The sequence below is a fragment of the Sphingosinicella sp. BN140058 genome (assembly GCF_004135585.1).
Lineage (GTDB): Bacteria > Pseudomonadota > Alphaproteobacteria > Sphingomonadales > Sphingomonadaceae > Allosphingosinicella.
The window spans coordinates 5698603-5722500 of the sequence record NZ_CP035501.1 but is presented as its reverse complement, the minus strand read 5'-3'; the positions used below and the strand labels follow the sequence as shown (position 1 = coordinate 5722500).

27 protein-coding genes and 1 tRNA gene (1 of these 28 only partly in view) are annotated in these 23898 nt (G+C 65.9%); 17 read left to right on the top strand and 11 right to left on the bottom strand.

The annotated features are described in order from the left end of the window. The 3 genes from ETR14_RS26055 to ETR14_RS26040 all read left to right on the top strand — a co-directional run. Positions 1-389, top strand: a protein-coding gene (locus tag ETR14_RS26055; RefSeq protein WP_129383192.1) for an IS3 family transposase; it begins 777 nt to the left of the window's first position. Within the gene, positions 1-389 belong to an annotated coding region that runs on past the window's edge; the region does not span the whole gene. A gap of 908 nt (positions 390-1297) precedes the next feature. Next, positions 1298-1996: a pirin family protein gene (locus tag ETR14_RS26045; protein WP_206185925.1), complete on the top strand. Its 699-nt coding sequence runs from the start codon at positions 1298-1300 to the stop codon at positions 1994-1996. Positions 1997-2195: 199 nt separating this feature from the next. After that, positions 2196-2537, top strand: a complete 342-nt coding sequence (locus ETR14_RS26040; protein WP_129391044.1) for an SWIB/MDM2 domain-containing protein — start codon at positions 2196-2198, stop codon at positions 2535-2537. Between the two features lie 223 nt (positions 2538-2760). Here the strand turns inward: ETR14_RS26040 and ETR14_RS26035 are convergent, their stop codons facing one another. Further along, positions 2761-3435, bottom strand: coding sequence for a hypothetical protein (locus ETR14_RS26035; RefSeq protein ID WP_129391041.1), 675 nt, complete (start codon positions 3433-3435; stop codon positions 2761-2763). 274 nt (positions 3436-3709) lie between these two features. Continuing rightward, positions 3710-3785 (bottom strand) — tRNA-Glu (locus ETR14_RS26030). 86 nt (positions 3786-3871) lie between these two features. Between ETR14_RS26030 and ETR14_RS26025 the strand changes: the two genes are divergently transcribed. The 3 genes from ETR14_RS26025 to ETR14_RS26015 all read left to right on the top strand — a co-directional run bounded on the left by ETR14_RS26025 (position 3872) and on the right by ETR14_RS26015 (position 5917). Continuing rightward, the gene (locus ETR14_RS26025; RefSeq protein ID WP_129391038.1) at positions 3872-4474 is read left to right on the top strand and encodes an SOS response-associated peptidase family protein; all 603 of its coding nucleotides are present in this window, start codon (positions 3872-3874) and stop codon (positions 4472-4474) included. A gap of 89 nt (positions 4475-4563) precedes the next feature. Further along, positions 4564-4962, top strand: coding sequence for a Co2+/Mg2+ efflux protein ApaG (apaG, locus tag ETR14_RS26020; protein WP_129391035.1), 399 nt, complete (start codon positions 4564-4566; stop codon positions 4960-4962). 40 nt (positions 4963-5002) lie between these two features. Continuing rightward, positions 5003-5917, top strand: a complete 915-nt coding sequence (locus ETR14_RS26015) for a hypothetical protein (RefSeq protein WP_129391032.1) — start codon at positions 5003-5005, stop codon at positions 5915-5917. 143 nt (positions 5918-6060) lie between these two features. Here ETR14_RS26015 and parE read toward each other — a convergent pair whose 3' ends face one another. Continuing rightward, positions 6061-8043 carry a DNA topoisomerase IV subunit B gene (gene parE / locus ETR14_RS26010; RefSeq protein ID WP_129391029.1) on the bottom strand — a complete coding sequence of 661 codons (1983 nt, stop codon included), beginning with the start codon at positions 8041-8043 and terminating at the stop codon, positions 6061-6063. Positions 8044-8384: 341 nt separating this feature from the next. On the opposite strand from parE, the gene ETR14_RS26005 reads away from it, so the two are divergent. Next, the gene (locus ETR14_RS26005; protein ID WP_129391026.1) at positions 8385-9848 is read left to right on the top strand and encodes a response regulator transcription factor; all 1464 of its coding nucleotides are present in this window, start codon (positions 8385-8387) and stop codon (positions 9846-9848) included. Positions 9849-9949: 101 nt separating this feature from the next. Here the strand turns inward: ETR14_RS26005 and ETR14_RS28620 are convergent, their stop codons facing one another. Both ETR14_RS28620 and ETR14_RS26000 read right to left on the bottom strand, forming a co-directional pair. Beyond that, a complete protein-coding gene (locus ETR14_RS28620) occupies positions 9950-10123 on the bottom strand; it encodes a hypothetical protein (RefSeq protein WP_165356619.1) in 174 nt (57 codons plus the stop codon). 254 nt (positions 10124-10377) lie between these two features. Beyond that, positions 10378-11100, bottom strand: coding sequence for a GcrA family cell cycle regulator (locus ETR14_RS26000; RefSeq protein ID WP_129391023.1), 723 nt, complete (start codon positions 11098-11100; stop codon positions 10378-10380). Positions 11101-11155: 55 nt separating this feature from the next. Here ETR14_RS26000 and ETR14_RS25995 point away from each other — a divergent pair, with 55 nt between their 5' ends. From ETR14_RS25995 to ETR14_RS25955, 9 genes are all read left to right on the top strand, one after another. Further along, positions 11156-11995, top strand: a complete 840-nt coding sequence (locus tag ETR14_RS25995; RefSeq protein WP_129391019.1) for an ABC transporter permease — start codon at positions 11156-11158, stop codon at positions 11993-11995. A 95-nt stretch (positions 11996-12090) separates the two neighbouring features. Then, the gene (locus ETR14_RS25990) at positions 12091-12441 is read left to right on the top strand and encodes a hypothetical protein (protein ID WP_129391016.1); all 351 of its coding nucleotides are present in this window, start codon (positions 12091-12093) and stop codon (positions 12439-12441) included. Between the two features lie 133 nt (positions 12442-12574). Next, positions 12575-14212 (top strand): PAS domain-containing protein, encoded by a 1638-nt coding sequence (locus ETR14_RS25985; protein WP_129391013.1) that lies wholly within the window; start codon positions 12575-12577, stop codon positions 14210-14212. 47 nt (positions 14213-14259) lie between these two features. Beyond that, a complete protein-coding gene (locus tag ETR14_RS25980; RefSeq protein WP_129391010.1) occupies positions 14260-15447 on the top strand; it encodes an aspartate aminotransferase family protein in 1188 nt (395 codons plus the stop codon). A gap of 106 nt (positions 15448-15553) precedes the next feature. Beyond that, positions 15554-16471, top strand: a complete 918-nt coding sequence (locus ETR14_RS25975; protein WP_129391007.1) for an Hsp33 family molecular chaperone HslO — start codon at positions 15554-15556, stop codon at positions 16469-16471. A gap of 57 nt (positions 16472-16528) precedes the next feature. Beyond that, positions 16529-16936 (top strand): hypothetical protein, encoded by a 408-nt coding sequence (locus tag ETR14_RS25970; RefSeq protein ID WP_129391004.1) that lies wholly within the window; start codon positions 16529-16531, stop codon positions 16934-16936. Between the two features lie 195 nt (positions 16937-17131). Beyond that, the gene (gene queC, locus ETR14_RS25965) at positions 17132-17827 is read left to right on the top strand and encodes a 7-cyano-7-deazaguanine synthase QueC (protein ID WP_129391001.1); all 696 of its coding nucleotides are present in this window, start codon (positions 17132-17134) and stop codon (positions 17825-17827) included. Next, the gene (gene queE, locus ETR14_RS25960) at positions 17824-18456 is read left to right on the top strand and encodes a 7-carboxy-7-deazaguanine synthase (protein ID WP_129390998.1); all 633 of its coding nucleotides are present in this window, start codon (positions 17824-17826) and stop codon (positions 18454-18456) included. The genes queC and queE overlap by 4 nt, the downstream gene beginning before the upstream one ends. 201 nt (positions 18457-18657) lie before the next feature. After that, positions 18658-18963: a hypothetical protein gene (locus ETR14_RS25955; RefSeq protein WP_129390995.1), complete on the top strand. Its 306-nt coding sequence runs from the start codon at positions 18658-18660 to the stop codon at positions 18961-18963. Positions 18964-19067: 104 nt separating this feature from the next. Here the strand turns inward: ETR14_RS25955 and ETR14_RS25950 are convergent, their stop codons facing one another. The 3 genes from ETR14_RS25950 to lipB all read right to left on the bottom strand — a co-directional run bounded on the left by ETR14_RS25950 (position 19068) and on the right by lipB (position 21127). Beyond that, positions 19068-19760: a hypothetical protein gene (locus ETR14_RS25950; protein WP_129390993.1), complete on the bottom strand. Its 693-nt coding sequence runs from the start codon at positions 19758-19760 to the stop codon at positions 19068-19070. Positions 19761-20049: 289 nt separating this feature from the next. Next, positions 20050-20376, bottom strand: coding sequence for a hypothetical protein (locus ETR14_RS25945; RefSeq protein WP_129390990.1), 327 nt, complete (start codon positions 20374-20376; stop codon positions 20050-20052). Positions 20377-20464: 88 nt separating this feature from the next. Then, positions 20465-21127: a lipoyl(octanoyl) transferase LipB gene (gene lipB / locus ETR14_RS25940; RefSeq protein WP_129390988.1), complete on the bottom strand. Its 663-nt coding sequence runs from the start codon at positions 21125-21127 to the stop codon at positions 20465-20467. A 93-nt stretch (positions 21128-21220) separates the two neighbouring features. Between lipB and ETR14_RS25935 the strand changes: the two genes are divergently transcribed. Further along, positions 21221-21958, top strand: a complete 738-nt coding sequence (locus ETR14_RS25935; protein WP_129390985.1) for a hypothetical protein — start codon at positions 21221-21223, stop codon at positions 21956-21958. On the opposite strand, the gene ETR14_RS25930 is transcribed toward ETR14_RS25935, so the two are convergent. The 3 genes from ETR14_RS25930 to ETR14_RS25920 are packed head-to-tail and all read right to left on the bottom strand — an operon-like array spanning position 21938 to position 23842. After that, positions 21938-22513 (bottom strand): GNAT family N-acetyltransferase, encoded by a 576-nt coding sequence (locus ETR14_RS25930; protein ID WP_129390982.1) that lies wholly within the window; start codon positions 22511-22513, stop codon positions 21938-21940. The genes ETR14_RS25935 and ETR14_RS25930 overlap by 21 nt on opposite strands. 40 nt (positions 22514-22553) lie before the next feature. Continuing rightward, the gene (gene hemF, locus ETR14_RS25925) at positions 22554-23396 is read right to left on the bottom strand and encodes an oxygen-dependent coproporphyrinogen oxidase (RefSeq protein ID WP_129390979.1); all 843 of its coding nucleotides are present in this window, start codon (positions 23394-23396) and stop codon (positions 22554-22556) included. Then, positions 23393-23842: a tRNA (cytidine(34)-2'-O)-methyltransferase gene (locus ETR14_RS25920; RefSeq protein ID WP_129390976.1), complete on the bottom strand. Its 450-nt coding sequence runs from the start codon at positions 23840-23842 to the stop codon at positions 23393-23395. The genes hemF and ETR14_RS25920 overlap by 4 nt, the downstream gene beginning before the upstream one ends. Positions 23843-23898 lie beyond the last annotated feature (56 nt).

The following is a 23898-nucleotide window of genomic DNA, read 5'->3' as shown; positions in this document are numbered from 1 at the left end:
GCGGCGCGCCCAGGATGATCGTCAGCGACAACGGAACGGAGCTCACCTCGAATGCGGTGCTGGTCTGGTCGGGCGAGGCGAAGATCGACTGGCACTACATCCAACCGGGCCGGCCGATGCAGAACGGCTATGTCGAGAGCTTCAACGGGAGAATGCGCGACGAGCTCCTGAACGAGACGCTGTTCCTCAGCCTCGGTCATGCCCGTGATGCGATCGCTCAATGGATCGACGACTACAACACCGAGCGGCCGCACTCCTCGCTCGGCTACGCCACACCGGCGACCTTCGCCGCCGGCTTCGAAAAGCAACGGCCTGCACGCGTGCAGGCCGTTGCTTCACATGCGCCAATGCGCAATCACAATCGCCGGTCTCTGGTTCCAGCTGGATGAAAGTTGGGGGTCACGTCACAGCGGCTAATCTCCCGGAGATCCCAGCTTTCGCTGGGATGACGAGAGGGTTGGAGGGTGCCGCAGGTATCCTCCTGATCGCGAGTGCTCCCGGCGGAGGTCGGTTCGGCCGGGCCTGAGAACGATCTTGAGAGTGCTCGTAAGAGCGCAGCCAGGGGCTGGTGACAACTCTTCCCCCTTCCGTCATCCCAGCGAAAGCTGGGATCTCCGCCCGCAAAAGGCGCGGCGGCAACCCGCTCAGGAGATCCCAGCTTTCGCTGGGATGACGAGAGGGTCGGAGGGCGCGGGGGGATCTCCTGATCGCGAGTGCTCCCGGCGGAGGCCGGATCGGCCGGGCCTGAGAACGATCTTGAGAGTGCTCGTACGAGCGCAGCCAAGAGCGGGTGATGACTCGTCCCCCCTTCCGTCATCCCAGCGAAAGCTGGGATCTCCGCCCGGAAAAGGCGCAGCGGCAAATCTCCCGGAGATCCCAGCTTTCGCTGGGATGACGAGAGGGTTGGAGGGCGCGGCCAGAATCCTCCTGATCGCGAGTGCTCCCGGCGGAGGCCGGTTCGGCCGGGCCTGAGAACGATCTTGAGAGTGCTCGTAAGAGCGCAGCCAAAAGCGGGTGATGACCCGTCCCCCTTCCGTCATCCCAGCGGAAGCTGGGATCTCCGCCCGGAACGGCGTCGCGGCACCCCCCCAGGAGATCCCAGCTTGCGCTGGGATGACGGCATGGGGATGGGGCGGGGAGAGCCAAGGGCTGCTGCAGGGTAGGCATGGGCCGTGTTCAGCCGAAGCGCGGCAGCGGGCACGGCGATGTTCGACTTTCTCGAACGAGCGGCTTCACTTTATCGCTCTCATCGATCGTGCATCGAATGCCTAGATCGGCTCCAAACAGGAGAACGGTCATGATTCAGTTCAGAGACAGGGGCGCCCGCGGGCATCATCGCGGCGCGCTGGTCGATGCGCGGCACAGCTTTTCGTTCGGCCATTATCACGATCCCAAGCATATGGGCTTCCGGAGCCTGCGGGTGATCAACGAGGATCGTGTCGTGCCCGGTGCCGGCTTTCCCGACCATGGCCACGAGAATATGGAGATCGTGACCATCGTGCTGCAGGGACGGATCCGCCACCGCGACAGCCTCGGCAACGAGGCGACGATCGGCGCCGGCGACGTGCAGCGGATGAGTGCGGGCACGGGAGTCGTCCACAGCGAGACGAATCCGAGCGAGCACGAGCGCGCGCACGCGCTGCAGATCTGGATCCTTCCGTCGGAACAGGGCCTGCCGCCGTCCTACGAGCAGAAGCACTTTCCGCCGGAGCAAGGGCGCAACCAGTTCGTCGCCATTGCAACCCGCGACGGACGTGAAGGCTCGGTACGGCTGCATCAGGACGCCGCGATCGAGATCGCCAGACTGGATGAGGGCAACATCCTGACCCGCACGCTGTCGCCGGACCGTGGCTATTGGGTGCAGGTAATCGGCGGCGTGATCGGCCTCAACGGCACCGAGATGCGCGAAGGCGACGGCGCTGCGATGACCGGCGAGGCGTTGCTCTCGATCGAGGCGGATACCGACGCCGAGCTTCTGCTGTTCGACCTCCAGTGACGCCTCTAGCCGGGCATTCGAGGGCCTGTCCCGCGGGTGTCCGGCGCACTGGCTGCGCCGGCCGATGGCCGATCCGGAACGGCCCAGCCGGGGATTCGCAGCTGTGGCCCGCCTTTGGACAAGGGAAGCGAACCAGATCGTTGCTGGTGCGTTCCATCGGCCGCGCCCATCAACGGGTGAGCGTCTACAGGAGTAAGAGATGGCACGATCGGCAGAAAAACGCGGCAAAGAGGAAACCAAGGCCGCGGAGAAGAAGGTGAAGGCCACCGGCAAGCCTGCAGGCGGCGCCCGGGGCGGAATCACGGCGCCGGTGACGCCATCCGCCGAACTCGCCGAGATCGTCGGCAAGGCGGATCTGCCGCGGAGCGAGGTGGTCAAGAAGGTCTGGGATTATATCAAGAAGAATGATCTGCAGGACGCCAAGGACCGGCGCCAGATCAACGCCGACGACAAGCTCGGCAAGATCTTCCCCAAGAAATCGGTCAGCATGTTCGAGATGAACAAGCACCTGAGCGCCCATCTCAGCACGCCGAAGGGGTAAGCTTCGGGACGAGCCCGAAGGGGCCGTCTGGTACGGCGCCGCGTTTCCCAGGATACGCGGCGCCGCAGCGCGTGATCGGCTCCGCTCGTCTCCGACCCCTCCTAGAGCATGATCGGATCAGGCTGGATCAGCCTGATCCTTGAATCATGCTCCGGTCCTTGGTTTAGAGCCTGATTGACACCTCCGGTCGGAGCTAAACGATTCAACCTAAGGTGATCAGGCTCTAGGGATCCGTGTAGGCAGAACAGTCCGGAAGCGGTGCGTCGGGCTGGTAGCGGCCGGCAGCGGCGTCGAAGCGAAAGCGACGCGAGACGCTGCATTGCGGATCGCGGCTGCGGATGAGATCCGACTGCTTCAACCGCGGCCCCTGCGTGGAATCCGCGAACCGCGAAGCGCCGCGCGGGAAAGCGTGCGCTTGGGAGACATAGGTCAGCTCGGGCAGATCGGCGCCGTCGCCGGCGAGCTCCAGGCGGGCGGCAAAATCATATTCGTCATGGCAGGCGCCGCGCCGCTGCTCCTGATCGCGTTCGCTGAAGCAGGCACGGATCATCAACGCGGCGGCGATCGGGACCGTCAGCACCGGCGCAGGCGAGGCGTCACCATCGGGCTTCACCCGAAACAGCTGGAGCACGGTGGCGCTGCCGCCGCCGCCGGAATAAGAGGTCGCGGTCCGGGTTTCGATCCCTGCCAGGAAGCCGCCGTCGGGCAGCAGGATCAGATTGGGCCAGACCTGCTCCGTCTGCTTGGAATAGGAACCCTCGGGTCGGCCTTGCGGCGCAGTCGCCGGTACGCCGCCCGCCCGGACGATCGGCAGACGCTGATCGGAGTCCCCCTCCGGGATGCTCAGCGACACGCACCAGCGTCCGTCGGGAAGGCAGGCCTGTTCGGAACGGCTCACCACGAGTGGCAGGAGACGGACGGCGGGATTCGCAGCATCGGCGGAAGAGGGCAGCGCAAGCAGCAGCAAGCTTAGAAAATTCGGGAAGGTCATAGCGGCTCCAGCCCGGGGCTAAGCGACATCCGTATCGGCGTGCAAGCCCCGATCTGCCCGAAGAGGATGAGAGCTTCAACGAAGGGGCGGCGCGCTGCCGTAGTCTGTTGCAGGCCTGCAGGGCTGCCCCGCAGCGGCTGTCACCAGCCTATCAAAGGCTGCCCCGCAGCCTTTGATAGGCTGGTGACCCCTACGGGACTCGAACCCGTGTTTTCGCCGTGAGAGGGCGACGTCCTAGACCGCTAGACGAAGGGGCCGCGCATTGCGTGCCGGGGGCCTTTAGGGAGGGTGGAGCACATCTGTCAAGCTGGCGATGCGGCGCGTCAGCGGTTAGCCTGACGGGATGTGCAACGACTATAAGAGCCGGGTCCTGCTCGGCACGATCGGACAGGATTTCTCGGACCTTCGGATCCCGCTGCTGTTCCCGGAAGGAATGCCGAACCTCGAGCCGCGGGACGACATCCGGATCACCGACCGCGGTCCGATCCTGCGCTGGCGGGCCGGAGAGACGCCGTCCGAGAGCGGCGCCGAGCTCGTCCAGCGGCGGTGGAGCTGGCCCGGCGCGGGCGGTAAGCCGGTCTATAATTTCCGCTCGGACGGACGCGATTTCGGCAGCGGCCGATGTCTGATCGTGACCGACGGCTTCTATGAATTCACCACTCCCACCGAACCGCGCAAGGACAAGCGCAAGGACAAATGGCTGTTCACGGTCGCGGGCGAAGAGTGGTTCTGCATTGCCGGTCTGTGGCGCAACACGCCGGACGTCGGAGAGGCGTTCACCATGCTGACCACTCCGCCCGGCCCGGACGTCGCGCCTTACCACAACCGCCAGGTCGCAGTATTGCCGCGGGCCCGCTGGCGGGACTGGCTCGACGGCAGCGCCAAGGCCAGCGAACTGCTTGGCCCCTGTCCGCCCGGGATGCTCAAGGTAGAGAAAGTCGGGTGATGACGTCGAGGCGCGCAGACGTGAAAATGTGGCCCGTCGCGCGCGCCTGACCCGTTGACGCACCTTCGCCATGCGTAGAGGGTGAAGCCGTGAAAAGCCTGTTTCCCCACAGCGAGACCACTCGCGAGATCACCGTTCGGGTCGCCGTCAGCTTCCTCCCCGAGCAATCCGAGCCGCCGCGCGGCCGCTGGTTCTGGGCCTACCATATACGGATCGAGAATGACGGTCCTATGGCCGTGCAGCTGATGAGCCGCGAATGGACGATCGTCGACGGCCGTGGCGGCCGCAGCGAGGTGGAGGGCGATGGAGTCGTCGGCGAGCAGCCGGTGATCGAGCCGGGCCAGGCCTTCGACTATGTTTCCGGTTGTCCCCTCGCGACTCCGACCGGGTGGATGGAAGGGCGCTATCAGATGATCGGCGCCGACGGTTCGGCCTTTGCGGTAACGATACCGCGCTTCTCGCTGACCGCGCCCGCCGTCTCGTCCTGACGGGCTTGCGGGTCAGGACATGCGTACGAAAGGATCGACGATGTTGAGGATGTTGCTCGTGGGGCTGCTGGCGGCCTCCGCGCCGCTCGCCGCGGCGGCCCCGGCCAAGCCTGCCAAGGCTGCGAAGCCCGCCGGGACGCCGGCGCCGCTGCCGATGAAATGCCCGATCGGGGGCGGCGACTTCAGCTTTCAGCCGACGGCGTCGTCGAGCGTGTGGGGCACACGCGGCGACGGCCGGCCCTATGGCAACGGCCATTATCCGCTGGCGCTGCCGGAATGTCCCGACAACGGCCTCATCCTTTACAAGGAATATGCGCCGGAAGAGGTCGCCAAGCTCGAGCCTCTGGTCGCCTCGGAGGAGTATCAGGGACTTCGGCTGCTCGATACGCCTTATTACCGCGCCTATTGGCTGATGAAGGCGATGGGCCTGCCGCCGGAACGTCATCTCTGGGCGCTGCTCCAGGCAAGCTGGGAAGCGGACGGCAAGCCGCTGCTGCGCAACCGCTATCTGGCGGAACTCGCAGAGGAATCCGCCAAGGCGCCGGCCGCGCCCGCGAGCCTGAACTGGATCGGCATGGAGGGTAGGGCGGTCAATGCCCTGCGCGAGCTCGGCCGCTTCGACGAGGCGCTGGCCAGGCTCGACAAGATCCCGCTCGACGCAATGAAAAGCGGGGCTTCCGCGACCCCGTCAACGGACGAGTCGCGCAGCAAGCGCGGGTGGATCGAGTATTTCGACGCACAGCGCCTGCTGATCGCGCGCCAGGATGCGTCGTCCGAGCCTTTCGAGCTGATGCCCAAGCGGGAGGCGACCGCACGCTGCGCCAAACCACGGGGTCTCGATGCCCGGCAGAAGGAATATTGCGCCGCCTTGGCCGCCGGCGAAACCGAAGCCGAGAAGGCGCAACGTGAAGCCGCCGAGCTCGAGACGATCGGCAAGAAGGCGGTCGGACGGTAGGTTCGGACCGCCGGAGATCCCGGCCTTCTCCGAGCTGCCCGGATCCCGGCGTTCGCCGGGCTGAGCAGACCCCGGCCTTTCCCGCGCTGACCAGATCCCGGCCTTCGCCGGGATACGGCTTCGAGACGCTCGCGTCTCCAAGCCTACGCGTCGATATCTTCCTCGCTGACTTCGGCGGCGTGGTTCTGGATGAAGTTGAAGCGATGCTCGGGGTTGCGGCCCATCAGCCGGTCGACGAGATCCTTGACGCCGCGCTGCTGCTGATACTCCTCGGGCAGGGTGATGCGCAGCATCGACCGGGTCTTCGGATCCATCGTCGTCTCGCGCAGCTGGCTCGGGTTCATCTCGCCCAGCCCCTTGAAGCGGCTGACGTCGACCTTCTTGTTCTTGAACAGAGTCTTTTCGAGCTCGCCGCGGTGAACGTCGTCGCGGGCATAAGCGACCGTCCCACCCGAGGAGAGGCGATAGAGCGGCGGCTGGGCGAGATAGAGCGCACCCTGCTCGACGATCGCGGCCATTTCGGTGAAGAAGAAGGTCATCAGCAAGGTGGCGATGTGGGCCCCGTCGACGTCGGCGTCGGTCATGATCACAACCCGGTCGTAGCGTAATTGCGCCGGATCGCAGCGGTCCCTGGTGCCGCAGCCAAGCGCCAGCGTGAGATCCGCGATCTCCTGATTGCCGCGGATCTTGTCGGCGCTGGCGGAGGCGACGTTGAGGATCTTGCCGCGGATCGGCAGGATCGCCTGGGTCTTGCGGTCGCGCGCCTGCTTGGCCGAGCCGCCGGCGCTGTCGCCTTCGACGATGAAGAGTTCGGTGCCGGCCGGATCGTCATTGGCGCAATCGGTGAGCTTGCCCGGCAGGCGCAGCTTGCGCGACGACGTCGCGGTCTTGCGCTTGACCTCGCGCTCCGCCTTGCGGCGGAGGCGGTCGTCCATGCGATCGAGGATGAAGCCGAGCAGGGCGCGGCCGCGTTCCATATTGTCGGTCAGGAAATGATCGAAATGGTCGCGGACCGCGGCCTCGACCAGCCGGGCGGCGTCGGGGCTGGTCAGTCGATCCTTGGTCTGGCTCTGAAATTGCGGGTCGCGGATGAACACCGACAGCATGATCTCGGCGCCGCCGACCACGTCCTCCGCCTGAATTTCCTTGGCGCGTTTCTGCTGGCCGGTAAGCTCGGCGAAGGCGCGGACGCCGCGGGTGAGCGCCGCGCGAATGCCCTGCTCGTGGGTGCCACCATCCGGGGTCGGGATGGTGTTGCAATAGAAGGACGAGCCGCCCTCGCTCCACAACGGCCAGGCCACCGCCCATTCGACCAGGCCCTGGCTGTTCGGGAAATCCTGACGGCCCTTGAAGAAGTCAGTCGTCGCGCAACCGCGCTCGCCGATCTGCTCCTTGAGATGGTCGGCAAGGCCGCCGGGGAACTGGAACACCGCCTCCGCCGGAATCTCGCTGCCCTCGATCAGCGAGGGATCGCATTTCCAGCGTATTTCCACGCCCGCGAACAGATAGGCCTTGGAGCGCGCCAGCCGGTAGAGCCGGGCCGGCTTGAACTTCGCCTCCGCGCCGAAGATTTCGCTGTCGGGCGTGAAGGTGACCTGCGTGCCGCGGCGGTTCGGCGTCGGTCCCAATTTCTCGAGGTTGGTAACCGGCTCGCCCTTGGAAAAGGTCTGCCGGTAGAGCTCCTTGTTGCGGGCAACGGTGATCACCGTCTCGGTCGAGAGAGCATTGACGACGCTGACCCCGACACCGTGGAGGCCGCCGGACGTGGCGTAGGCCTTGTTCGAGAATTTGCCGCCCGAGTGCAGCATGGTGAGGATGACCTCGAGCGCCGACTTGCCCGGATATTTGGGGTGTGGATCGACCGGCATGCCGCGGCCGTTATCGGTGATGGTCAGACGATTGCCCGGCTCGAGCGTCATCTCGATGCGGTTGGCGTGACCGGCCACCGCTTCGTCCATCGAGTTGTCGAGCACCTCGGCGGCGAGGTGATGGAGCGCGCGTTCGTCGGTGCCGCCGATATACATGCCCGGGCGCCGCCGGACGGGTTCGAGACCCTCCAGCACTTCGATCGAGTGGGCGTCGTATTCGGTCGAGGTGGCGGTGGCGGACGCGAACAGATCTGACATGGACCATGTATAAGCAGCCGGGAGTCCCGCTGCCAAGGGCTTGACGTCGAGACTTGGCGATTATCGCACCGCTGCGACGACCTCAACCGCTGCGTTTTCAAGATGTTGCGCCTGGCGGTCGTGTGCCGGCGAAGATGCGAATTGGCGGCGGTCCCTCGTGGGGGATGGACCGCCGCCGCCGGCGGGACCAGAGACTGCCGGCGCCCTTAAGGCCCCCAAGTGGTGCACCGGCTGGACACGGCCGAAAATACCGTCCGATTACGGTAGTCCGGTATGGCGGAGTGCGTCCAAAACACCTAGATTAGATCAGTCTTTGTTTCGTACTAGTTTGGACCTGTGCTGTGCCCTCCCTGATCCACATCGTCGACGACGACGCGCAGGTGCGCGCGGCGACCAGCTTCCTGCTCTCGAGCCACGGCTATGCGGTGGAGGCCTATGCCGGCGGCGCCGAATTCCTTCGCGATGCGCATCTTACCCGCGGCTGCATCCTGCTGGACCTGCGCATGCCCGACCTCGACGGCCATCAGGTCCAGGAGGAACTCGCCCGGCGCGGCAATGCGCTGCCGATCGTGATCATGAGCGGTCACGGCGATCTCGAGGCGGCCGTTCACGCCATGAAGCTTGGCGCAGTCGACTATCTGAGCAAGCCTGCCGCCGAAGAAGCGCTGCTCGGCACGATCGAGCGGGCGCTCGCCCACACCCGCGAGGCCGACAGCCGCCGGGCGGCGGCCGCCGCCGCCGCGGCACGGCTGCAGAGCCTCTCGCCGCGCGAGCGGCAGATCCTGCGCGGTCTGCTCGGCGGCCTGTCGAACAAGGAGATTGCGCGGGTGCTGGCACTCAGCCCGCGCACCGTCGAGATGCACCGCGCCAACATGATGGACGATCTCGGCATCACCAACCTCGCCGAAGCTCTCCGCCTCGGCATCGATGCCGGTCTACCGCCGCTGACGGGATCCGACGATGAACGCGCGCCATCGCCGCTGCCGGCACCGCCGATGCGCCCGGTTGCGGGCGCTCCCGCTCTCAACGGCGAGGCGCTGCGGCTGGTCGCGGAATCCGTCTCGGACGGCAGCTGGGACTGGAGCCTCGCCACCGGCGAAGTGCGCCTGTCCGCCGGCATCCTCGAACGGCTCGGCTACGTCGAGGCGATCGAGCCGTTCGAGAGCCTGATCCATCCCGATGACCTCGGCTCGTTCGCCGAGGAAGTGAACGCTCACCTTGCCGGCAGGACCGAGAGTTTCTCGGTCGAACTGAGGGTGCGGCGCAAGGACGGCAGCTGGGCCTGGCTGTTCGATTGCGGGAGTATCGTCGAGCGTGACCAGCAGGGGACGCCGCTCCGAATGGCAGGGAGCCTCTCCGACATCAGCCGGCGCAAGCAGGAGGAGCAGCGCGCGCGCGAAGCCAGCGAGCTGCTGGCGCTTGCGCAATGGGGCGCCGCTGCGGGCGAATGGGAGCTCGATATCGAGACCAGGCGTCTGCGTCTTTCCCCCCGCAGCCGCGAGCTTCACCAGCTTCCGGCCGATGCGGCGGAGTGGATGAACGAAAGTGCGTGGCTGGAGATGATCCATCCTGGCGATCGCCAGACGATCCGCGCCGAAATCGCGCGCGCGACGATGACGGGCGAGCCGTGGATGGTGGAGTATCGCAACTGCGCGGGAGAGGTTCTGCTCGGCCTCGGCAAGATCGTGCACGACGCGGACGGCCGGCCGCGGCGGATACTCGGCCTCGGTCAGAAGCGGGGGGCGCAGATGCCGTTCACGCTCGGCGGAACGGAGCCGGCACCCCGCGCGGTTGCGGAAGCCTGATCCGGCAGGCGATGCGAAAGCGCCGCTACGGCAGCGCTTTCGTCTTAATCTCCTAGCGAGAGAAAGGCCGCGCGCCGGTCAGCGGCGCGGCGGCGTACAGCTCAGACGGCGAACAGACCGCCTGTCGATTTCGGCGCGTCGCCGTGAATTCGGTCGAGATAAGCGGAGGCCAGTTCGTAATGGGCGCGGACGGCGGCACTGTGATCGGCCTTCTGCGCGAGTTCGATCTCCGCTTCGGCCCGACGCTCGTAATATTCCAACTCGTTCTGCGGCATTTTAGATCGTGGCTACTCCGTCTTGTAGGTGCGGAGATGAAACGAACTTTGATCCGTGTCTGTTCCCACGGAATCTCCTTGATCCAAATTATGTCGGCCGCGGAACGGCGCCCGGCAAACTGCGGCTGCGGTGCCATTTCGGGACAGACCCTTCGGCCCTTGGCAGCGAATTGGAAGTGGCGGGAACAGAGGGGGAAAATGAAAAGGGCGCGGTCCGCTTCCGGATCACGCCCTTCGCTTGATCGGTGCGTGGGTCAGCGGATTCGCGGACCGCCGAACGGCAATGGCGGCGGGGGGCGGCGATCGCGTCGCGGCAGCTGCGCCTGATAGGCGACTCCGCAATGCTGCACGCAATAGGGAAAGCCGGGGTTGGACGGCGCGCCGCAGAAGTGGAAGTCCGGCTCGCCGGGATGGCCGACCGGCCACTTGCAGACCTTCTCGTTGAGATCGAGCAGGCTGGTCTTGTCGGCGATATCCGGGCTCGGCTTGGCCGGCACCAACCGGCGCGGCGGGGCGGGCGGGATGGGTGACTGCTGTTCGCCCGGCGTCTGACGGAGGAAGCCGCCCGGCCCGATCGAGCGGATGATCGGCTGCGGTGCGGCATCGGCGGCCGGCGCCGAGGCCGGTGCCGCCGGCGCTGCAGGCTGGGCCGGCTGCGCGCGCGGGGCCGGCGCAGCGCGCGGCTCGTCATCCCAGGGGGCAGGCGCGGCAGCGGCCGCCGGGGGCGGCGTCGCCGGCGCGGCAGCCTGGGCCGGTGCGGCATCCGGTTGCGCTTCGGGCTCCCGGGCCGGCTGGGCGGCGGCGGCAGGCTCGTTCGCCTTCACGGGCGAGGGACGCGATTGCAGGCCGAGGCGGTGGGCCTTGCCGATCACCGCATTGCGCGAAACGCCGCCAAGCTCGTCGGCGATCTGGCTCGCCGTATTGCCCTGAGTCCAGAGCTCCTTCAGCCGCTCGATCCGTTCGTCGGTCCAGGACATCAACATCTTCCTTCACGGCTTGCGGCCCACAGCGTCTGCCTCTAGCGACAGCGCCATGAACGACCAGCCTTCAAATTGGGTCAGGGCCGAACCTGGCGTCCCGGTAATCCGGAACGTCAATTGGGGCGGCCTCAGGACGCTCTATATCAAGGAGGTTCGCCGTTTCTTCAAGGTCCAGCTGCAGACGATCTGGGCGCCGGCGATCACCACCCTGCTTTATCTGGTGATTTTCACCGTCGCCCTGGGGCGCAGCGGGCGGATGGTGACCCTGGAAGGGACCGCCTTCCACTTCGCAGACTTCCTGGCCCCGGGCCTGATCGTGATGGGCATGCTCAACAATGCCTTCGCCAATTCCAGCTTCTCGCTGCTCGTCGGCAAGATCCAGGGCAACATCGTCGACTACCTGATGCCGCCCTTGTCGACCGGCGAGCTGATCGCGGCGCTGGTCGGTGCGGCAATGACGCGTGCCGTGCTGGTCGGCTGTGCGGTGTTCGTGGCGATGCAGCTCTGGCCGGGCGTGCACGTCATGCCGGTGCATCTCGGCGCGGTGCTCTGGTTCGGGCTGATGGGCAGTGCGATGCTTGCTTTTTTCGGCGTCCTGACGTCGATCTGGGCGGAGAAGTTCGATCATGCGGCAGCGGTTACCAACTTCATCGTAACGCCGCTCTCGCTGCTCTCGGGCACTTTCTACACGATCGAGAGCCTTGCCCCCGCCTTCCGGGCGGTCAGTCACGCCAACCCCTTCTTCTACGTGATATCGGGCTTCCGGTACGGGTTCCTGGGCGTCGCCGACTCACCGGTGCTGCTCGGCGGCGGCGTCCTGCTCGCGATCAACCTCGTCCTGTGGGCGCTCTGCTACGGGCTGCTGCGCACGGGTTGGAAGCTGAAGAGCTGACCGGAGAGCGGCTGAACATTGGCTTTCAGGACTGTTCAGATCCGTAACATTCCAACGCGCTTATTGCCGGCCCGTCACACAGAAGGAGCCGACCGATGCGCAAATTTCTCATCCCAGCCCTCATCGTCGCTGCGGTTGCGGCGCCGGCGTCCGCTCAGACTCGCGGCGGCTATGACGCCCGCCGGGGTGGCGCCGGCATCGAACGGCAGATCGATCAGCTGGAGCAGCAGATCGACCGGCTGCGCGACCGGCGGCTGATCTCGTCGAGCGAATCGCAGCGCCTCTCGCGCCAGGCCGAGCAGATCGACCGGCTGCACGATCGCTACCGGCGCGATGGCCTGTCGCGCCGGGAATATGCCGATCTCGATCAGCGTATCCAGACGCTTCGCCAGCGGGTGCAGGCAGAACGGCGCGAAGGCCGCTACGATCGGCGCGGCCGCCGCTGACCGCGGGTTCAGGCCGATGGCTCGGGCCGGCGCCTTCGGGCGCCGGCCTTTTTCCGACGAGGTGCCCCAGGATGGCGCCCGGACGGGCAAACACTTCTATGCGGCTGCGAACGGCTAGGGCTAACCTGCTTACATGTCGAGTGAAGCGCGTTCGCTGAGCGAGTATCGCCAGCTGATATCCCGCCATAGCTGGAGCGCCACGGGGCTCGGCAGCCAGTCGTCCTGGCCGGCGCTGCTCCGCGGCAGCGTCGATATCATCCTCGACACGATGCAGCCGAGCTTCATCGCCTGGGGCGGCGATTACAGCACGGTGTTCAACGAAGCCTTTTCGCGGCGGCTCGATCCGGGCAGCTGGCTCGGACGCCCGCTGCCGGAGCTCTGGGGCGAAGCCTGGGCCAATATCGCGCCTCATCATCGCGAGGCGCTCGGCGGCCGCGGCGTCCTTGTCGAAGATATCCCGGTGCCGAGCGCGCTCGGCGGCGGCGGCGAGACCCGGTACATCACCTTGTCGCTCACGCCGCTGCGGGAAAGCGACACGCAGGTGGTCGGCGTGCTCGCGATCTGCACCGACACGACGGAGAAGGTCCGAGCCGCCGAACGGCTCGAAAAGGAACATGAGCGCCTCGTACGCCTGTTCGAGGATGCGCCGGGCTTCGTCGGCAAGATGCGAGTTCCGGACTTCAGCTTCGTGGCGGCGAACTCGGCCTACCGGCGGTTGATCGGTCATCGGCCGGTGATCGGCCTTACCCTGTTCGAGGCGCTGCCGGAGCTCGCCGACCAGGGCGTGGTCGAGATCCTGGAGGAGGTCTGCCGCAGCGGCGAGCCCTATATCGGCCGGGCGATGGAATTGCTGCTGCGCAACCCACGCGGCGAGGAGATGCATGTCGTCGACCTGGTCTGCGCACCCTTCAAGGGCGCCGATGGCGCGGTCGAAGCGATCCTGATCGCCGGCCATGACGTGAGCGAGCACGTTCGCTCCGAACGGCATGTTGAAGAGCTTCGCGGCGAACTCATCCATCTTTCACGGGTGAGCGCCATGGGAACGATGGCCTCGACGCTCGGCCACGAACTCAACCAGCCGCTGACGGCCATCGTCAACTATGCCAGCGTCGCCCAACGTTCGACACCTGATCCTGCGCCGCCGATGCTTGCGATGGCCTTGAAGGCGATCTCCGACAATGCGCTGAGGGCCGGGCAACTCATCAGGAGCCTCCGCACCATGAGCCGCAAGGGCGCGCGGGTGCAGCAGAGCTTCTCCGTAGACGAGGCGGTGAACGAAGCCTTGAAGCTCACGCGCTTTTCGTCCCGCTGCCCGGTCGTGGTCGATTGCGCACCGGGACTTCAGGCGTGCGGCGACCGGGTGCAGATCGAGCAGGTGCTGATCAACCTGATCCGCAACGCCTGCGAAGCGACCGCCGGCGTCGCCGCACCCCGGGTCGAGGTCAAAGCCGTGCGGGCGAACGGCGTCGCCCGGATCACCGTCATCGACAATGGCAGCGGGATCAGCCTCGATCCGGTCGAGAAGGTGTTCGCCCCGTTCATGTCGACCAAGCCCAACGGGATCGGCATCGGCCTCCCGATCAGCCGAACCATCGCCGAGGCCCATGGCGGACGGCTTTCGGCCGAGAACAATGCGGGGGCGGGCGCCACCTTCAAGCTGGAGATACCGTGCGACTGCCCCGGCGCATCGGCGAGCGGCGCCAAGGCCGCCGCAGGCGCTGGAGCCGCGGCCCGTGTTGACGGCGCTACGGACCAGTCTCTAGAGGCTTGAGGCGCGGCGCACGCCGCCTTCCGTACGCACAGCCAAGGAGCCCCGAAATGGCCATCACGCCTCTCATGCCCGTTTACCCGCGCTCTCCGGTGCGGCCGGTGCGAGGCGAGGGTGTCTACCTGTTCGGCGAGCGCGGCGAGCGCTATCTCGACTTTGCGAGCGGCATCGCGGTCAACATCCTGGGCCACGGTCATCCCCACCTGACCAAGGCGATCCAGGACCAGACGGCGACGTTGATGCACGTCTCAAATCTATACGGTTCGCCCCAGGGCGAGGCGCTTGCGCAGCGGCTGGTCGATGCGACCTTTGCCGACACCGTCTTCTTCACCAATTCCGGCGTCGAAGCGATCGAATGCGCAATCAAGACGGCGCGGCGCTACCACCACCATCACGGCCATCCCGAGAAGAACGTCCTGATCAGCTTCCGCAACGCCTTTCACGGGCGCAGCATGGCCGCGATCAGCGCCACCGATCAGCCCAAGATGATCGACGGCTTCGCGCCGCTGCTGCAGGGCTTCACCGTCGTCGAGTTCGACAACCTCGAAGCGGCCGAGGCCGCCGTCGACGAGAATACCGCCGGCTTCCTGGTCGAGCCCGTCCAGGGCGAGGGCGGGATCCGTCCCGCAAGCCGTGAATTCCTGCAGGGCCTGCGCCGCATCTGCGACGCGCGCGACCTGATGCTGATCTTCGACGAGATCCAATGTGGAGTCGCCCGTTCGGGCACCTTCTTCGCCTACGAGCAATATGGCATCGAGCCCGACATCATGACGATCGCCAAGGGGATTGGCGGCGGCTTCCCGCTTGGCGCGTGCCTGGCCAGCGAAAAGGCCGCGGCCGGGATGGTGATCGGCACCCACGGTTCGACCTACGGCGGCAACCCGCTCGCCATGGCGGCCGGCGAGGCCGTGCTCGACGTCGTGCTGCAGCCCGATTTCCTCGACCACGTCCAGCGGATGGGCGACCGGCTGCGCGGGGCGCTGGAGCAGATGATCCCAAATCACGATCATCTGTTCGAGAGCGTGCGCGGGCTCGGCCTGATGCTCGGCGTCAAGATGAAGACAGACAGCCGCGCTTTCGTCACCTATCTGCGCGATCACGGCCTGCTCACCGTCGCCGGCGGCGACAATGTGATGCGGGTGCTGCCGCCGCTGATCATCGAAGACCAGCACGTCACGGAATTCGTCGAGAAGCTTTCCGAAGCGGCACGCCAATATGAGGTGCCCGCCGCAGCCTGACGAGACACCCGTCCCGGCGATGCCGGAATGGGCCTCGTCCGCTCGGTGATGCGGGTTCTGGCGATGGGATATTGAACCGCCCGGCCGCGTTAGCCACATCGCGGCCATGACATCTTCCCAGACCCAGACTGCGGCGACGGCCGCCAATCTCGACGAGGCGATCGGCTTCACCATTCCGGCGCGCAATGCCCGCGGCCGCATCGTCCGGCTCGGGCCTTTGCTCGACCTCGTCCTGTCCGCGCACGATTACCCCGCGCCGATCGCCCGCATCCTTTCGGAAGCGCTGGTGCTGGCGGCCCTGCTCGGCTCGCTGCTCAAGGATGATCAGGGGCAACTCACCATCCAGGCGCAGACCGAAGCCGGGATCATCGACCTGCTGGTGGTTGATTATCGCGGCGGCGAACTGCGCGGCTACGTCCGCTTCGACAAGGAACGTCTCGCTCAGCTGCCGAGCCACCGCGACCTGTTCGCCCTGTTCGGCAAAGGCTATCTGGCGATCACGTTCGATCTGCCGCGGGCCGACGAGCGCTACCAGGGGATCGTTCCGCTCGAGGGCAGCTCGCTTGCCGAGGCGGCGCAAAGCTATTTCTCGCAATCGGAGCAGCTGCCCAGCGTGATCCGGCTCGCGGTCAACGATACCGGCCATGTCGCCGGCGGGATGCTCGTCCAGCATCTGCCGGAGGGCGAGGAGGGCAGGGACCGGCTCCACACCCGCCTCGACGACCCCGAGTGGGAGCATGTCCGCATCCTCTCCGAGACGATCAAGGGCAGCGAACTGGCCGACGCCGAGCTGCCGCTTCGAGAGGTGTTGTGGCGGCTGTTTCACGAAGAGGATGTTCGCGTGCTCAACGCCCAGCCGCTGGCCAAGGGTTGCCGCTGCAACTTCGACTACATCAAGTCGGTCATTTCCCGATTCGCGCCGCAGGAACGCGCGGAGATGGTCGACGAAGATGGTTTCATCAGCGTCGATTGCGAATTCTGCTCGCGGGTTTTTCCGATTTCGCTCAGCGACTTCCATGATTGAGGCAATGTTGCGATGCAGCAGGTCGCGTTTTTGCCGCGATTGACCTATATTTGCGACATGATGAAAACGATCGTCAGCCTGCGCCGCGCGGCGCTCATCTCCACCTGCGCGCTCGCCGCGCCGGCGCTCGCCGTCGCTGCCGGCGGGCTGACCGCGCTGGCGCCGCTCGAGCGAGGACGGTGGGAGGTGCGCGATCTCGATGGCGGCGGACCGCGACCGGCGCTTTGCCTCGGCGACCCGGCGCGCCTCGTCCAGATCGAGCATCCGGGGCCAGCCTGTCCGATCGAGGTGCTGCGCAGCGGCAACGGCGAGGCGACGGCACAGTATAGCTGCTCGGGCCGCGGCTTTGGTCACACCCATATTCGTGTCGAGACCCCGCGTCTCGTCCGCATCGACACGCAGGGACTCAACAACGGCAAGCCATTTTCCTACCGGCTCGAGGCAAAGAAGGCGGGCCGATGCTGATCCGCATTTCTGCAGAGCGATCCGTTAACCGGCCGTTTAGCCTGATCTTGCTATAGCGATGTTCGTGCCGATTGCGGGCACGCTTTCCTCCCTAGCAGGCTTTACAGCCTCAACTGGGCCGCCCCTCACCGGGCGGCCCGTTCTTTTCGAGCAGCGTGCTTGCACGCCGTTGCCAACAGGCCTAGCCGCCCGCGCATGACCTCCAACGCCCGCAATGCCGTCGCCCTCGTCTCCGGCGGCCTCGACTCCATGGTATCAGCGGCCCACGCCCGCGAGGCCGGCTTTGCGCTGTTCGCGCTCACCATCGATTATGGACAACGCCACCGGATCGAGCTGGAGGCCGCCGCGCGGGTCGCTGCGGCGCTCGGCGCGGTGCGGCACATCGTGCTTCCGCTCGATCTCACCGCCTTCGGTGGGTCGGCGCTCACCGCCGACATCGACGTGCCGAAGAGCGGCGTCGCCGCCGAGGACGAGGTGCCCGTCACCTATGTTCCCGCACGCAACACCATCTTCCTCTCGCTTGCCCTCGGCTGGGCGGAGGCGGCCGGCGCACGCGACCTGTTCATCGGCGTCAACGCGCTGGATTATTCGGGCTATCCCGATTGCCGCCCGGACTTCATCGCCGCCTTCGAGCATGTCGCCTCGCTCGGCACCAAGGCGGGTGCGGAAGGCGACCGGTTCCGGATCCACGCGCCGCTTCAGCACATGACCAAGGCCGACATCGCCAAGGAGGCAGCACGGCTCGGGCTCGATGCCGGGATCAGCTGGTCCTGCTACGATCCGACGCCGCGCGGCGAGCATTGCGGTTTCTGCGACAGCTGCCGGCTGCGGGCGAAAGGCTTCGAGGAAGCCGGCCTTGCCGATCCCACCCGCTACGCCGCACGGCCATGAGCTACGCGGTCAAGGAGATCTTCCTGACCCTTCAGGGAGAAGGGCTGCAGGCGGGACGGAGGGCAGTGTTCCTGCGCTTCGCCGGCTGCAACCTGTGGTCGGGACGCGAGCAGGATCGTGCGACCGCCCAATGCACTTTCTGCGACACCGATTTCGTCGGCACGGACGGTGAGAATGGCGGGCGCTACGATGCCGAGAGGCTGGTCGATACGGTCGCAGCGCTTTGGGGCGCGGAGAGCATGGCGCGACGGCTGGTCGTCGTCACCGGCGGCGAGCCGATGCTCCAGCTCGATGCCGCACTGATTGACGCGCTGCACGGCGCAGGGTTCGAGATCGCAATGGAGAGCAACGGCACGCTGGCGTCGGCGGACGGGATCGACTGGATCTGCATCAGCCCGAAGGCCGGAACGAGCATCGTCCAGCGCTCCGGCGACGAATTGAAGCTGGTGTGGCCCCAGGTCGGCATCGATCCGGAGGCGATGCTGGGGTGGGATTTCCGGCACTTCCTGATCCAGCCGCTGGACGCTGCCGATGCCGCTTCGAACCGTCAGGCCGCGATCGACTACGTGATGGCAAACCCGCGCTGGCGCCTGAGCCTGCAGACGCACAAACTGCTCGGCCTGCCTTGATCGATCAGCGGCTCGCAATGGGAGCTCGTAGGATCAATTTCCCGGAACGCTGACCACGTGGTTCTCTTCCGTCATATCGGGCAAATCAAACAGGGGGACACATTGACGAAGATTAGCGGCCTTATCCTTGTGGCAACCATATTCATCGCCTCGCCGGCTACCGCTCTGGAGACGACCAGGAGCAGACCGGAGCCAGGCGCCATGAAGCCTTGGCAGACCGGGGAGCTGCATCCGGGCGATCAATGGGCCGACATGGTGCTCGACATCAACAAGCGTGGTCGGGTGACACGCTGTAGGATGGGCGCCAACAATATCCGCAGTTCGGATCGACGTTGGTACGTCTGCAATTCTTTCTTGAAGGGCTGGTTCACCGATCCCGTGATGAAGGACGGCAAGCCGATCGACGGCGTCATCCGGCGCAGGTTCATCCTGTTGGGGGGCAAGGGCGAGAAGGTCGACGACCGCGCTCGCAAGGCCTATCGCTCTGCCCATCCGGACGAAGATTGACGCGATGGCCGGGGCGCGTCGGCGGCTGCGCCTTAGAGCCTGATCACCTTAGGGCGGAGCGTCTTGCTCCGACCTGAGGTGTCGATCATGTTTTGGATCACGCCCTAGCGGGTCGCCGCGGTCTGGGTGGTGGCAACCGCGCACTTGGCGCGGAGCTGGTTCTTCTTGTCCCAGCATTCGTCGCCGAGCGGCGGCAGCGTCGGCACCCGGATGGTGTAGGGATTGTAGGCGAGGGAGGGCTCGTGCAGCGCCGCAAGGCTGTTGCGAAGCTCGCGCAGCCGCGCCTGGCCGAGCGGATAGAGCTGGCCCTTCGGCGTCGCCAGCGCCTGCTTCGCGATGTCGCTGGCGACCTGGCAGAAGCCGAGTTGCCCCTGCAGCGTCGAGAAGTTGTTGTAGGTCATGGTCGAATAATCGTCGAACATCTTCTGACCCTTGGCGCCATGCACGCGTTTGAAATAACCGTTCAACGTCGTGTAGGCGCTCGCCAATTCGGCTGCATGGTGGGCGAGAATGCCGTTATAGTTGCTGACGGAGCGAAGATAGGGCGCGAACTGGCATTGCAGTGCGGCGACGTTGAGGCCGGAGCGCAGATTCCACAGAAGATGGGCGCGATATTCGGCCGGGGTGGCGCCGGGGATCGGCAGTCCGACGACCGGATCGCTCGGCTCGATCGAACCAGGCTTGAAGTCGGGCGGACTGAAGAACAACTGGGCCGAAGCCGCTGTCGGCATTGCCGCCAGGACCGTTCCGGCCAGTGCGGCGACGAAGCTAAAGCCGTTCTTCCTGTTGATACGCATCGACCCCGAGCTCCCGCTACAGCCTTTAATCATTAGCATCATGCCGTTCCCACTTCAGCCGGGCACCCGAAGTCCCGTCCCGCCGACGGCACGGTTCACCACCTAGTCGCTAATCGACTGAGGTGGAAGGGCTTTGCGCACCAGCAAACGGTGATTCGGATGCCCGCCGCGCCCTGCGGTATCGTAAGCTGCGCCTGAACCTGGCAGGAACGCGCATCCTCGCTTGAACGAGAAAGGGCCGCCCGGTTCCCCGGACGGCCCTTCCCGAAAGGCTGTTGCCAGCCGGCAATTACATGCCGGTGGTGTTGCCAGTGCCGGTGCCGGTGTTGCCCATGGCGTCGGTGCCGGTCGCCGTGCCGGTGTTGCCGGTCATGGTCTCGGTGCCGGTCGCATTCATGTCGGTGCTGACGTTGGTGTCGAGCGTGCCGAGATTGGCGTCCGTGGCATTGACGGCGTCGACGCCGGTCATGTCACCGGTGTTCATCAGGCCTTCGTCGGTGATGTTGCCGGCAGTGTTGTTCTCGGCAGCGGTTTCACCGCCGCCACAGGCGGCGACGACGAGCGCCGCACCGGCAACCATCGAACCAGTCATCACTTTCTTGAAGAGGTCACGCATTCCAGAAACTCCCTAGTTGACGATTTGGACGGGATGGCCCCTTTTTTGCCAAATCAGTTGCACACATTAAACGGAAAGAGGGTGGCTCTCAACCCTTCTCAGTCCCTCCCTCGAGAGAGACCAGAAAACGCGAAAGCCGCTGCCGCAGTGCCAGATCGAAACGTTCAAGTCGGCAAGACACTCCCATTTCGCCGAGGCTGGTCACCGGGAACTCGGCAATACCGCACGGCACTATGCCTGAAAAGTGGGAAAGTTCCGGTGTCAGATTCACCGAGAAGCCGTGCAGGGTAACCCAGCGGCGAACGCGTACGCCGATCGCGCCGACCTTCGCTTCCGTCCCGTTTCGATCCGTCCAGATGCCGATCCGCCCAGGCGCACGGTGCGCAGCGACGCCGAGATCGCCGAGCGTGTCGATGATCCAGCCTTCGAGCGAGTGGACGTAGCAACGCACGTCGCGGCCGCGGCGATCGAGATCGAGGACCACGTAGCCGACCCGCTGTCCTGGTCCGTGATAGGTATAGCGGCCGCCGCGTCCGGCCTCGTAGACGGGAAAGCCGAGCGGATTGAACAGCTCTGCGGGGTCGGCGCTGGTGCCGGCGGTGAACAGGGGCGGGTGCTCGAGCAGCCAGACCAGCTCGCGCGCCTCGCCGCGGCGGACCGCCGAGGCGCGCTCTTCCATTTCCGCCAGCGCCTCGGGGTAAGGGGTAAGGCCGGGCGTCACCCGCCACTCGATATCGTCGTCCGCGCTCATATGCCGCCTCTTCACCAGCGGCTGCGGCTCTTCAACCCTTTGCGTGCGCCGTGCCAGCCGCTATTCGTTCCGGACAGCAAGGAAGGGCAGAGAATGAAGTTTTCGTACAGCGCCGTTTGGGACGATACCGCCGCGATGATCCGCGCGCACGGATCGTTGATCGCGGCCTTGGCCGGGGTGTTCATCTTCCTGCCGTCCCTGCTTCTTGCCTATCTGCTGCCGCAGCCGGTGGTCAGCGATCCCCAGCAGCTCGTTCCGGCGATGACCGAATATCTGCAAGCCAATTGGCACTGGCTGCTGATCGAGAACCTGCTCAACATGGTCGGGGTTCTCGCCATTCTTCGTCTTGCCCTGCCCGATGGCAATTCGACGGTGGGCGGCACGATCGCGGCGGCCTTCGCCATTCTGCCCTTCTACTTCCTGGCGAACATGTTGTCCTCGATCATCCTGGTGATCGGGCTGGTGCTGCTGATCGTGCCGGGCCTCTATCTGTCGGGACGACTGACGCCGCTGGGCGCGGTGATCGTCGCCGAGAACCGTCGCAACCCGATCGACGCGCTTCGCCGCACGTTCGAGATCACCAAGGGGCATGGCTGGGCGGTGTTCGGCCTCGTTGTCGTCATCGCGATCGCCGGAATGATCGTGATGCTCGTCGTCAACGGTCTGCTCGGCGTGATTTTCCGCCTCGTCGCGGGCGCCGAGATCGGTGGCTTTCTGACGCTCATCATCGGATCGGCGACGGGCGCCGCCTTCGTTGCGGTCCTGACCACGCTTTATGCCGCGATCTACCGCAATCTCGCAGCTCCCGCCTCAGCCCGCGTCTTCGAGTAACGGGATCTGCGGTGCCGCGTCTCTCGGCAGCACGCCGAGCAGGCGCGGATCGGGAAAGCTTTCGAACGCTCGCCGGCGCGGCGAGAAACCGGCCCTCAGATAAGCGGGCAGGGCCGCTGGATGATCGAGGCTGCAGGTGTTGACCTTCAGCCGCGTGACGCCTGGTCGCCAGGCGAGCGCGAGCAGCTGCCCGAACAGCCATTTGCCGTGACCCTTGCCGGCAAGCTCGGGAACCAGGCCGAGAAAGCGGATCAGGCAATCGCCCGGCACCGAGAAGTCGAGCTCGATCATGCCGACCTCGATGCCGCGATCGGTGACCGCCCAAAGCTCCCCGATCGCGGCGCGAAGCGTGTCGTCTTCCATCAGCAGGCGCGAATACCAGAGCCAGCGGCCGCCGACCCGGCGGAAGAGAATCCGGTAGCGCTCCGGATCCGGTGTCTTCCAGCGCTCCAGGCGCAGCGGGGAGGGTGGCATCGCCCGCGCCGGCGGCTTGCGCGTCATCTCCAGATAGGTGACGACGGCACCCACATGCCCGGCGGGCAATTGCGTCAGCATGGTCTCGACTTTCTCCTGTGCAGCAAGGCGCGCGTGCCGCTCAGGACCAGGTTGCAAGCGGAGGGAGGCTCATCAGAATGGCATCGACGTTGCCGCCGGTCTTGAGGCCGAACAGGGTGCCCCGGTCGTAGATCAGGTTGAACTCGGCATAACGCCCGCGCCATTCGAGCTGGCGCGCCTTGTCGGCGTCGGTGAACGGCGTCTCCATCCGCCTGCGCACGAGCCGCGGAAAGACATCGAGGAACGCCTCACCGACGTCGCGGGTGAAGGCGAAGGTGTCCTCGAAGCGGCCTTCCAGATGATCGTAGAAGATGCCGCCGACGCCGCGATGGACCTGGCGATGCGGGATGTAGAAATAGTCGTCCGCCCACTTCCTGAACTTTTCATAGAAGGTCTGATCGTGCGCCGAGCAGGCGGCGCGCAGTCGCGCGTGGAAATCCGCCGTATCCTCCTCGTAGGGAATTGGCGGGTTGAGATCGGCGCCGCCGCCGAACCACCGCTTGGTGGTGCATAGAAAACGCGTGTTCATGTGCACGGCCGGAACGTGGGGATTGGCCATGTGGGCGACCAGGCTGATCCCGGTCGCGAAGAAGCGCGGGTCCTCGGCGGCGCCGTGGATGGTCTGCGCGAAATCGGGATTGAACGCACCGCCCACGGTGGAGACGTTGACGCCGACCTTCTCGAACACCTTGCCCTTCATGAGGCCGCGGACCCCGCCCCCGCCGGGCGCCCCGGCCTCGTCGGCGCGATCCCAGGGCGTGTAGCCGAATCGCGCATCGCTGCCCGCCTCGGCCTCGATCGCCTCGAATTCGGTGCAGATGCGGTCGCGGAGCGATTCGAACCATGTCCGTGCCGCCTGCTGTTCGTCGTCCAGCTCGATCATTGCGGATATCCGTTCGTCTGTCGCAGGGCTTCGAAAATGCCGATGCCTGCAGCGACGGCGAGATTCAAGGAGCGCGTGCCGCTCGCCTGAGGGATCCGGACCCGCAAGGCCGCGGCGGCGTGGACCGCCGGCGGCACCCCGCTGCTCTCCGATCCGAACAGCAGGACGTCGCCAAGGGCGAAGCGGATCGCGGGGAGGGGCTCCGCAGCGGCGGTGGTGAACAGCACCAGCCGGCCGACATCAGCCGCCGCGAATGCGGCCCACGAGGGGTGGCGAGTCACCGTCGCCACTTCCGCATAGTCCATGCCGGCACGCTTCAGCGCCCGGTCGGAGAAGGGAAAGCCGCAGGGTTCGATCACATCCACCGGCGTTGCCAGGCAGGCACCGAGGCGAATGATGGTGCCGACGTTGCCGGCCTGATCGGGCTGATAAAGGGCGATGCGCATCCCGGCCCCGTAATACGGGACTTACCGCATTCACAGGGCGTTCAAAATCGCTGTTG